The following is a 231-nucleotide window of genomic DNA, read 5'->3' on the forward strand; positions in this document are numbered from 1 at the left end:
GCCCGGCGCTACTTTTCTGAATCTCGCCGTTGGGCTAACCGCTGGCAAGCGCGGCAGGTCAGCGTTGAATTGGTCTCTAATTGGTGGACGGTAGAAGAAAACCGCGACCGCCCTTACTTCCACGCAGCAGAAGCTGGCTTGCCAGTTATCAGACTTATTGAAAACAGCAAAATTGAGAGCGATTCCACTTTTCATGCAAGTGTCTTAAAAACCATCAAGCAAGCCATACAG

Annotated in this window: 1 pseudogene; it reads left to right on the forward strand. The window is 50.2% G+C overall.

The window, feature by feature from the left end:
* Positions 1 to 231, forward strand: a pseudogene (locus tag Q4519_RS22215) (hypothetical protein); the annotation flags it as partial.

Source organism: Motilimonas sp. 1_MG-2023 (assembly GCF_030547455.1).
In the GTDB taxonomy this organism is placed as follows: Bacteria; Pseudomonadota; Gammaproteobacteria; order Enterobacterales; family CBDFNC01; genus Motilimonas.